This window comes from Prevotella brunnea, assembly GCF_008016795.1.
Taxonomy (GTDB): Bacteria; Bacteroidota; Bacteroidia; order Bacteroidales; family Bacteroidaceae; genus Prevotella; species Prevotella brunnea.
In genome coordinates this window covers 20,982-31,273 of sequence record NZ_SDIK01000017.1, presented here as the reverse complement: position 1 = coordinate 31,273, position 10,292 = coordinate 20,982, and the positions used below count along the sequence as shown (strand labels likewise).

The window sequence follows — 10,292 nt, the reverse complement described above, 5'->3', positions numbered from 1 at the left end:
AAAAATTTGTAGGAGCAACAAAAAAGAATTAACTTTGCAAGCAGAAAAAATACGAATCTCAACCATGGGAAAAATAAAGAGGAAACTCAAAAAAGTAAGAATACACCACGAGGGAACAGATCAAATTTTATACGGAGGAATAGGTGTAGTGCTTGTTGCTCTACTTTTGTGGTTTGGTGTTGATTCGAAAATCCCATTTTGGATATTCAGCGTCGTATTTGTTACCATATATTGCGTTGTCTTAAATTTCTATCGATGCCCCATCAGGTATTTTCCAAATGAGGACACCGACAAAGTTGTCGTCGCGCCTGCAGACGGTCATATCGTGGTAATAGAAGAGGTGGAAGAAAACAAATACTTTCACGAGAAAAGATTGATGATTTCTATTTTTATGAGTCTATGGAATGTACATGCCAATTGGTTTCCCGTAGATGGAGTAGTAAAATTCGTCAAGCATTTCAATGGAAACTTTCACAAAGCATGGCTTCCGAAAGCAAGTGAGGAAAACGAACACGCTGACATTATGCTGAAAACTCCCGATGGACACGAAGTGCTTTGCCGGCAAATAGCCGGTGCCGTTGCACGCAGAATTGTTACTTACGCAAAAGAAGGAGAAGATTGCTACATTGACGAGCATCTTGGTTTTATCAAATTGGGAAGTCGCGTTGATGTTTTTCTTCCCATTGGCTCAGAGGTTTGCGTAAAGATGGGGCAATCCATAACCGGCAACCTGACAGTTCTGGCAAAGCTACCATAGAAAAGACAAAACAAAATGGCATTGAAGAAACATATTCCAAATAGTATCACTTGTTGCAATCTCATCTCCGGATGTATTGCCACCGCTTTCGCATTCGGCGGAAACATACGGATGGCATTCGTATGGATAATCATGGGAGCTGTATTTGACTTCTTCGATGGCATGAGCGCACGATTATTGCACGTGAGTTCACCCATTGGAAAGGAGCTGGATTCATTGGCAGACATCGTTACGTTCGGAGTAGCACCTGCCACCATGGTTTTCTATGAACTCCAAATCATGGAGTATCCCGACATTTTGGAACGCTTTCGCTTTGTATTGCCTTTCGTGGCGTATATCATGACAGCATTTTCCGCCCTTCGACTTGCCAAATTCAATCTTGACGAACGCCAGGCCTTAGGCTTCATAGGTTTACCCACACCTGCCAACGCCTTATTTTGGGGTTCTCTGATTGTAGGCGTTGGAGAATGGATGGAAAGCTATTCATGGATGCCTTTCTTGGTGCTTATGGGAATAGCAATCTGTTCTCGGTTGATGACATGCGAAATTCCCATGTTCGCCTTGAAGTTTAAGCAATGGAACTGGAAAGGAAATGAAGTGAAATACATCTTCCTGCTCACCTGCATCCCGTTGATTTTAATCTTTGGAATAGTATCGTTTGCCATTATCATCGCATGGTACGTGGCTCTTTCCATATTCATTCAGAAGTAGCGGAAACAAAATTTTGAGCCTATTGGTATTTTCTTGACTATGATAGCACTTTTCAAATTCATATTATTCATATTCGGTGTATTTTTTATAGCCATCGTATGGATAGCCTATGCCTTTTACAAGCAAATTCGAAGAAAGGTGCAAAGATTCAAACCGGAAGATTGGACAGATAACCATCACACGACAAAAAACACGATTATAGACAGACGTTCGAGCGAACAGCGAAAGAAACAGGTTATTGGGGATGATGAAGGCGAATACGTTGATTTCACCATTTCGGACAAAAAAGGAACAGAAAAAGACAATTAGAATATTAATAAAACAAGAAAAGGTCGGTCATTGACTTTCAAGACATTGGTTTTTGAAATCAGCGACCGACTTTTTTCATTTCCCCCTATGCATTATTGCATTGTGTATTGCCATAAGTCCAAATCGGTCATTAGGATTTCTCGGTGTTGTATGGCAGTGAGCAATTCTTTATCGTTTTCCAGTGGTGCGCTGAATGACTTTTTGAGTCTCTGCGCAAGGTTACATCAAATCATACAACTTGACGTGTTTTGCTCCAATGTTGAATAACACATATCCGCTTATGCCTTCAATCCGTATTCAGGTGATGGCAGGCAGACGGCTTGATAGCGCACATTCGACCCGACCATCAACATGAAATTATATTACAAAAACAGCACCCGAGACGCACTTCGTAATCCATTGATAATCAGAATGATATTAATTGTGATTTAAAAGCTTAGCTTTTGCACTCCAATCCATGACCTTTTGCAGTGCAAAAGCTTATCTTTTGAAAAGCAAAAGATAAGCTTTCGATAGATGAATGAAGAAAATTTAGGACACTGTCGAACTTTTCTCGTATAGCCGGAAAGGATTTTCGCGTTTTCAATGACTTGACAAAATAAAGAATATGCTTGCCTTTTGCCTTTCCCGAACAGGCAGGTATTGACATGAATTCACGGCGTATGGCTTTTAGTTGGTAAGTTACTGAATGACAAACATCTACAATTGAATGTTTCCAATGACGGTCATTAGAAACAAGAACTAAAATAGTTTCTAATGACCGGTTTGGGATAAAGCAATTACCATGTTAGTTTCTGAACGTTTCTTCCTGCTATTAATTGCATTGAATATCACCATCGCAGCAATTAGTATAAAAAGAAAGAAAACAATTGATAAGGGCAATGGAATTAATTATGCACCAATGTCCCTATTTCAACGCCCTCTATCACTTTCTTCAGATTACCCAATACATCCATGTTAAAAACATAGATGGGCAAATGGTTCTCCTTACACATTGTGGTAGCAGTGAGATCCATCACTTTCAAGCCTTTATTGTAGATTTCATCATAGGTTATCTCCGTAAACTTTTTTGCCGTAGAGTCTTTCTCCGGGTCAGCCGTATAAATGCCATCCACGCGCGTTCCCTTCAGCATCACATCCGCTTCAATTTCTATTCCGCGAAGACTGGAGCCGGTATCGGTAGTAAAATATGGATTTCCGGTTCCCCCCGAAAAGATACAAATGTAACCGGCTTCCATGGCTTCGATGGCTTTCCACTTATTATAAAATTCCCCGATGGGTTCCATTCGGATGGCTGTCATCACCTTAGACTTCACTCCTATGGCTCCCAAAGCCGAACTTAATGCCAACGAGTTGATAACCGTTGCGCACATACCCATTTGGTCTCCTTTTACTCTATCAAAGCCTTTTTGACTACCGCTTAAACCTCTAAAAATATTACCGCCGCCGATAACAATGCCAATCTGTACACCCATCTCGTGCACTTCCTTAATTTGTTCGGCATATTCTGCCAAACGGTTGGCATCAATGCCATATCCTTGTTTTCCCATCAGGCTCTCACCTGAAAGCTTTAGAAGGATTCTCTTAAATCTTGCCATACTTTATCTCTTTAAATTCATAACTTCTTATTCTCCCGGAAGAATCTCTTAAAATCAAATGACCATCATCCTCCACCTCGACTATGCTACCTTCGAATTCTCCCTCAGAGTCGATGTAAGGGAAAAAGCCTTTCGAACGGTAGAGTGATTCATGATATTGGGCTGTTAAACCGATGTAATTTCCACTGCGAATCAGCTCGTAATTACGTTCAAAAGCCCTGACTATTTTATCCAAAAGCGCATCCCGGTCTATCTCCCGACCCACAATCTGCGCCATTGATACCGGATTGGGGGCGTCGCTCCTGAACTCCGTTTGGTTCACATTCAAGCCAATGCCAAAGATACAATCCTTGATTCTTCCCCCTCCTATCTTCGTTTCAATGAGCGTGCCACTTAGCTTCTTGTCATTCCAATAGATGTCGTTAGGCCATTTCAGAGAGATGCCTTCATCAATATAGCCGGATAATGCCTCTTTCAATGACAGTGCTCCATATTCCGACAAGAGAAATTGTTTTGCTACCGGCACTTCCTTGGGATGAAGCAAGATGGAAAAGAGAAGGTTCTTTCCTTTCTCGCTTTCCCACGAATTACGTCCTTGTCCTTTTCCGTTGGTTTGATAATCGGCCACCACTACCGTAATCTCCTCCCCCATTTCCGGAACATAATCACGAAGATAACGATTGGTGCTCTCCGTAGTGTCCAAACGGATAATTTTGGCAGAAGAACGTTCCGGCTTTGGTTTCTTAAACAAATCGAGCAACTTTTTGTATAAAGTCATTTTCTTTATTTCCTTACTTTATGTCGAAAGCCTTTGAATGTTATTGGTCTGAGTCAATCAGATAAAAGGCAGAAAAGCATCTCGCACATGCCGCAGCGTGTGCCGCGTATCGGGAGTTCCCACAATGGTGATAATATCAAATCGCACTTCATTATCCATGCAATGGTTCTTGATATAAGCATTGGCAGCAATCGACAACGATCTGATTTTCGTGGCGTTCACAGCCTCATCCGCGTCAGCGTATCGTTCATTTCTGCGAGTTTTCACCTCAATGATTACCAACACGTCGTTCTCAATTGCCACAATATCCAAATCACGATGACCATATTTCCAATCGCGATCAAGTATTCTAAATCCACCGTGGCGGAGATATTCACAGGCTATTTCCTCACCCCATGTCCCCAAATCGTTATGTAGTGCCATTTTGTCTTATCGTATCGGATTTCTCAAGGCTTTTTTATTTGCCATCCGGCATTTAATTGCACATACAAAGTTAGGATTTTCTTTCTGAAATACAAAATAAATTACGTAATTTTGCAATATGAGCATAGAGGAGCAATTAAAGAAAGATGAGTTTTTCATGAGGTTGGCTTTAGCCGAAGCTCAGAAAGCTTATAGAGAAGGAGAGATTCCCGTAGGCGCGATTATCGTTTGCCGAGAACGCATTATAGCACGTGCACACAATCTTACGGAAACGTTGAACGACGTAACGGCACATGCGGAGATGCAAGCCATCACCATTGCCGCCAACGAATTGGGCGGAAAGTACCTTCAGGACTGCACGCTCTATGTAACATTGGAACCCTGTGTCATGTGTGCGGGTGCTCTTGGGTGGGCACAAGTGAAGCGAATCGTCTATGGTTGCAAAGATGAGAAGAGGGGATACCTCGACTATGCTCCTCATGCACTTCATCCGAAGGCAACCGTTACGTCAGGTGTCTTAGCCGAAGAGTGCAGGAATCTTTTACAGCAGTTCTTCAAAAGCAAACGATAAGTTCCGGTAACACGATGCGGTCAGTTGTCTGAATAAATAGTGATTTTTAATTTGCTTAACAAAAGTACAAAGTTTTCAACCAACAGCAGTAAAATAAGTCTGTTTTTTCTTGTCTGTCAATAATTTAATTTATCTTTGCAGCATTAAAAATGAAAGATGAAGCATCGTTGGGCATATATAGTTCTCTTCTTTTTGCTGATGGCATTTACTGCCATTCAGCAGGCGGATGCCTCGACAGCCAACGGTGAGGATCGTGATTTGACAGCCCGTTGGCTTTCGTTCAGTCAGAGCCACGACACACATCAAGCCACATTCACAGACTCTTCGCAGCTTCTCCGCATTTGTAATTCACGCCCGGAGCGGATCGTTTCCATCCACCCGTTGGCATCTGGCGAACAGACAAGTCGCCATTTTCAGTCATTCACCTTTAAAAATGCGTTCCATAATCATTATCCCGGATTGCAGTCAACTCCTACAAGTGCGATAATGTTGATGCCTTCGGCGGAATATTTTGTTTTCCGTTTAAGGCGTTTGCTTTGTTGAATTGTTGGTTTTTGTCACACTTTTGTCGTGACATAAAGTACAATTTATCAATATTTTATTCAACAGACACATTTTTATATTATGGCAAATATCAATAGTTTGCAGATGCGCGGTGCACTCTCAAGTGACCCACGTATATCAATTAAGAAATCATTCTTCAGCAAGAAGGCAGTCTATAACAACACACAGAGCATCATCGAGTTTCTCAAGAAAGAGTACACTGCCGAGGTCGGCATGCGGATAGAGAAGGTTTTGGCTATCGCCGCCGATCGGTTGGAAAGCGATTTGAAAGAGTCAGAGCAATTTCAGGAGACGGGCCTTGGCAATTATCTGCTCGAAGGCGGAGTGTCCGACGACAAGCAGTTTGCAGTGTTCCGGCTATATCGCTACGATCGTCTGCGGTATGAGCCCGTTACCAAAATAAATTTCTACGAAGGCAGCTGTGCGGAAAAGATAGCGCAACTCTTCTAACCATCAGTCATTTTCACCCCAACAGCCATTCATTCCTGTTGAATGGCTGTTTTGGTATCAATGGGGTATGTCTGCAATTTTAAAAACCAACGAAAAGAAACTTGAGAAATACAGGCATTGTTAATAGATTTTCAAATGATTGATAATCAAATAGATAACTTTCATGTTGCGAAAGTTCATCTATCGTTAAATGATGGTTGGCACTCGGTGAAACGGTACTTGTTCCAATGCTTTGAAAACGTCATCATGGCCAATAGTGTCCTAAATATTTTTTCGAAAACTCACGAAACATCGCATAAATCATAAGACTTGGCGTGCTTTCTCTCTAATCATATATGGCGTATATTTCCAATCGCATTCAGGTGGTGTATGGCAGACGCTTGATAGCGAACATTCGACCTGCCCGACATCACGAAATTATATTACAAAAACCATATTGGAGGAACGCTTTGTAATCTGTTGATAATCAGAATGATATTAATTGAGATTTAAAAGCTTAGCTTTTGCATTCCAATTCATGACCTTTTGCAGTTCAAAAGGTAAGCTTTTGGAAAGTGAAAGCTTAGCTTTCGACAGACGGATGAAGAAAATTTAGGACATTATTGCATCATGATGGGTCGCCAAACACAACAAATTCGCAATGAAGTTGAAGCAATTGGCGTTTTGGCACTATCTTTGTTACTTTCAAGTGTATGGGTATGGCAAATTGAAAGCAGAAAAAATAAGAATTCATCTTGTTTATTTTAGGTATCTGTTCATTTTCAAACTGCCGGAATAAGAACATTAATATAATAAGAAACCTACTATATGGAAATCATAAAAGACAAGAAATTCGGAGGCGAGCGACCTCTGTTCGGAATAAAGAACGTGCGTTTGGAAAACATTGAAATCACCGACGGAGAATCAGGTATAAAGTGCTGCGAGAACATAGAATGCGACAACTCAAGATTTTATGGCAAATATCCTTGGTGGCACGTGGATAAAAGCGTCATCACCAATTGCTATTTCGCGCCCGGTTCGCGGTCGGCAATTTGGTATGCCACAGACATGATCATGAAAAACTGTGTGATTGACGGACCGAAATTCTTCCGAGAAATGAAGAATTTGGAACTTGAAGACGTTAAAATAACCGATGCGGATGAGACTTTTTGGAAAGTTGACGGATTAAAAATAAAGAATGTAGAGTTGCATGAGGGAACTTATCCTTTCATGTTCTCGAAAAACATTTATGTAGATGGACTGGTTTCAGACGCAAAGTACGTTTTTCAATATTGCAAGAACGTAGAAGTGCATAACGCCAAAATCAACACAAAAGATTCGTTTTGGGAGTGTGAGAACGTAACGGTTTATGACTCAGAACTTAACGGAGAATATTTAGCATGGCATAGTAAGAACATAAAACTTGTGCGTTGCCACATCAGCGGGGAGCAGCCGTTGTGCTATCTTGATGGAATTACGCTTGAGGACTGCACTTTCGATGCGGAATGTGATCGTGCGTTCGAGGATTCTCGCAAGATAAAAGCGAAGATAAAAGGTAATATCACTGAAATCAAAAATCCGGTGTCAGGTAAGATTGTCGCCGACAAGATAGGTAAGATTACATACGACGAATTTGCAAAAGCAAAAGATTGCGTGATCAGCGATTTGTCGAGATAAAACACAACCTCTGAAATATGGGAAGATATAACTTTGACATCATTATCAACCGCCGGGGTACCAACTCCGTAAAATGGGATTTCGAGAAAGAAGACGGTGTTATTCCAATGTGGGTGGCAGACATGGATTTCCAAGCTGCCCCTGCCATAAGGAAAGCGGTGGAAGACAGGGCAAAACATGGAATTTTTGGCTATGCAAAGGTGCCCGATAGTTATTATAATGCCATTACAAGCTGGTTTAAACGTCGCCACAATTGGGCAATAGAAAAGGAATGGATTGTTTACACCACCGGAGTAATTCCGGCAATAAGCGCGGCTATCAAAGCCTTGGCAATGCCGGGAGAGAAAGTGTTGATACAAACACCGGTTTACAACTGCTTCTTCTCGAGCATAAGAAACCAAGGTTGCGAGGTGCAAGAAAGTCCATTGAAGCGCAAGGGTGACACTTACGTCGCGGATTGGGACGATTTCGAGCGGAAATGTGCTGATGAGAAGACAACGGTTTTTCTACTTTGCAATCCTCATAATCCCGCGGGACGTGTATGGACGAAAGAAGAATTGACACGGATGTGGGAGATTTGCAAACAACACAATGTGGCAGTGATAAGCGATGAAATTCATTGTGAGTTGGTCATGCCGGGAAATGAATTCACACCTTTTGCCACAGTGAGCGAAGATTGTCGCGACAATTGTATTGTGCTCAACTCGCCGACCAAGAATTTCAACATTGCCGGATTGCAAATTGCCAATATTGTCTGTGCCAACCGCCAATGGCGCAGGCGTGTGGAGCGCGTTATCAACATTTTTGAAGTGTGCGACGTCAATCCTTTCGGGATCGATGCCTTAGAAGCTGCCTATAATGAGAGTGAGGACTGGATGGACGAACTGAATCGGTATTTGTTTGACAATTATCAATTCCTCAAATCCACCATTGAGAAAGAACTTCCCGGATACGAGGTTTTGAAATTGGAAGGCACTTATCTCGTTTGGATGAGTATCAAACCGTCTGGACTTACCTCAGAACAGTTCACTGAAAAATTAGTAAAAGAAGGAAAAGTGCTGATAAACAGTGGTACGATGTATGGCGAAAAGACAGGCGAAGGCTATGTAAGAATAAACATTGCCTGCCCGCGCAAAACATTGGAAGAGGGTTTGAAGAGAATAATTCGCGTTTTGAAATGACCGATTCATCGGGTTATATTCTCAAAAAAAAGCAACGATTCGCCACGAAGAACAGAGACGTTTCAGCCTAATTCGTAAAATATTGATTATCAGCTACTCGCAAAGTGATTTTTAAAAGCTAAGCTTTTTGGAATATAAAAGCTAAACTTTTAAAAACCAAAAGCTCATAAATGGATAAAAGGATTGCGGTTTAGGAGAAAAAGGAACTTGCGTAAAAGAAACAGGAACATCGGTGAGTGGGTTAAGAGAAATGCCAACTTTCGCTCAACTCATAACCAACTTGTGGTATGGGAATATACCTATTTCTTTACTTATCCTTCCGTCCGAAGATGGAGAAATGAACATATCGCTTGGGATGTGCCTTGAGATTTACGACAAGACTATCCACGTTGCGCAAAGTATTGTTAAGGTTATTATATAGTGTCGGGTCGTTGACAAGCATTCCCAACGAACCTTGATTGTTGTTTAGTTTTGCCGTTAGCTCGTTCACGTTATTCAAGGCTGTATTGAGACGGTTCACGGTGGTAGCCACGTCTAAGGCATTCACTTTGTCGTTAATATTTGACACCAATAGGTTCGCGTTTCTAATTGCCGTACGTGCCTCGCTAACTCCTCCATTGGCATTCACCATCATTTGGTTTGAGTTGTCGAGCAGTTTGTTCGTTTTCCCCGTTAGTGGGGGCAACGAACCATTCAGTTGCGCCAACAATCCATTGATTTGCTTTGTTGTGGTAGTTAAGTCTGCTGTAATTGTATTCACGTTGCGCATCGAACCTTTGATTGCCGGGTCGGAAACGATGTTGTTCACGTTCGCCAGTATGCTGTCAATCTTAGGCAACATTCGCTGAATGGTCGGCATCAGCTTTTGCACATCTCCCAAAGCTCCCTCGTTGATGCTGCCGCCTATCAATCCATTCTTCTCAATGTAATTCGTGCCTTTTCCAAGGATAAGGTTTACTTGTATGTTTCCCATCAGGTCGCCAACAATTTCCGCTCTTGAGCCTTCCGGAATTTTCAATTCCTTGTCAATATCCACACTGACTTTAATTGCCTCCTCCGGGTTTTCATAGTCGTACTCTATGTCTTTCACTATCCCCACTTTATAACCATTTGCATAGATGGGTGTGGTTAGCGTAAGTCCATTGATATCATGGAAAACCATTTGATAGCGAACGTCGGAAGAAAAGAGATTGAGCCCTTTCAAGAACTGCATTCCAAAAAACAGCACCACAATTCCTACGACTGCCACAAGAGCTATCTTTATCTCAGAGGTGAGAAACTTTTTCATATCTTC

General features: G+C 41.7%; 12 protein-coding genes. 8 read left to right on the top strand and 4 right to left on the bottom strand.

What is annotated here, in order from left to right:
- Positions 1-64 precede the first annotated feature (64 nt).
- Genes ETF27_RS02620 through ETF27_RS02610 form a run of 3 tightly spaced genes read left to right on the top strand, consistent with a single transcriptional unit; the run spans position 65 to position 1,777 of the window.
- The gene (locus tag ETF27_RS02620; protein ID WP_147785453.1) at positions 65-757 is read left to right on the top strand and encodes a phosphatidylserine decarboxylase family protein; all 693 of its coding nucleotides are present in this window, start codon (positions 65-67) and stop codon (positions 755-757) included.
- A 15-nt stretch (positions 758-772) separates the two neighbouring features.
- Positions 773-1,468 (top strand): CDP-diacylglycerol--serine O-phosphatidyltransferase, encoded by a 696-nt coding sequence (gene pssA / locus ETF27_RS02615; protein ID WP_165444183.1) that lies wholly within the window; start codon positions 773-775, stop codon positions 1,466-1,468.
- 39 nt (positions 1,469-1,507) lie between these two features.
- Positions 1,508-1,777 (top strand): DUF4834 domain-containing protein, encoded by a 270-nt coding sequence (locus ETF27_RS02610; protein ID WP_130828511.1) that lies wholly within the window; start codon positions 1,508-1,510, stop codon positions 1,775-1,777.
- Between the two features lie 887 nt (positions 1,778-2,664).
- On the opposite strand, the gene pyrH is transcribed toward ETF27_RS02610, so the two are convergent.
- From pyrH to ETF27_RS02595, 3 genes are read right to left on the bottom strand one after another with little or no spacing between them, the layout of a single operon-like run.
- Positions 2,665-3,375 carry a UMP kinase gene (gene pyrH / locus ETF27_RS02605; RefSeq protein WP_147785452.1) on the bottom strand — a complete coding sequence of 237 codons (711 nt, stop codon included), beginning with the start codon at positions 3,373-3,375 and terminating at the stop codon, positions 2,665-2,667.
- Positions 3,362-4,153: a biotin--[acetyl-CoA-carboxylase] ligase gene (locus ETF27_RS02600; RefSeq protein WP_147785451.1), complete on the bottom strand. Its 792-nt coding sequence runs from the start codon at positions 4,151-4,153 to the stop codon at positions 3,362-3,364. Before ETF27_RS02600 ends, pyrH begins: the two co-directional genes overlap by 14 nt.
- Before the next feature lie 57 nt (positions 4,154-4,210).
- Positions 4,211-4,576 (bottom strand): YraN family protein, encoded by a 366-nt coding sequence (locus ETF27_RS02595; RefSeq protein WP_130828508.1) that lies wholly within the window; start codon positions 4,574-4,576, stop codon positions 4,211-4,213.
- A 118-nt stretch (positions 4,577-4,694) separates the two neighbouring features.
- Here ETF27_RS02595 and ETF27_RS02590 point away from each other — a divergent pair, with 118 nt between their 5' ends.
- From ETF27_RS02590 to ETF27_RS02570, 5 genes are all read left to right on the top strand, one after another.
- On the top strand, positions 4,695-5,147 hold the full coding sequence (locus ETF27_RS02590; protein ID WP_147785450.1) for a nucleoside deaminase: 453 nt from the start codon (positions 4,695-4,697) through the stop codon (positions 5,145-5,147).
- A 156-nt stretch (positions 5,148-5,303) separates the two neighbouring features.
- Complete coding sequence (locus ETF27_RS02585) at positions 5,304-5,690, top strand: hypothetical protein (RefSeq protein WP_147785449.1); 387 nt, start codon at positions 5,304-5,306, stop codon at positions 5,688-5,690.
- Between the two features lie 81 nt (positions 5,691-5,771).
- Positions 5,772-6,161 carry a hypothetical protein gene (locus ETF27_RS02580; protein ID WP_147785448.1) on the top strand — a complete coding sequence of 130 codons (390 nt, stop codon included), beginning with the start codon at positions 5,772-5,774 and terminating at the stop codon, positions 6,159-6,161.
- Between the two features lie 807 nt (positions 6,162-6,968).
- Positions 6,969-7,817: a DUF3737 family protein gene (locus tag ETF27_RS02575; RefSeq protein ID WP_147785447.1), complete on the top strand. Its 849-nt coding sequence runs from the start codon at positions 6,969-6,971 to the stop codon at positions 7,815-7,817.
- Between the two features lie 17 nt (positions 7,818-7,834).
- Positions 7,835-8,998, top strand: coding sequence for a MalY/PatB family protein (locus tag ETF27_RS02570; protein ID WP_147785446.1), 1,164 nt, complete (start codon positions 7,835-7,837; stop codon positions 8,996-8,998).
- A 307-nt stretch (positions 8,999-9,305) separates the two neighbouring features.
- On the opposite strand, the gene ETF27_RS02565 is transcribed toward ETF27_RS02570, so the two are convergent.
- The gene (locus ETF27_RS02565) at positions 9,306-10,286 is read right to left on the bottom strand and encodes an MlaD family protein (protein ID WP_147785445.1); all 981 of its coding nucleotides are present in this window, start codon (positions 10,284-10,286) and stop codon (positions 9,306-9,308) included.
- Positions 10,287-10,292 lie beyond the last annotated feature (6 nt).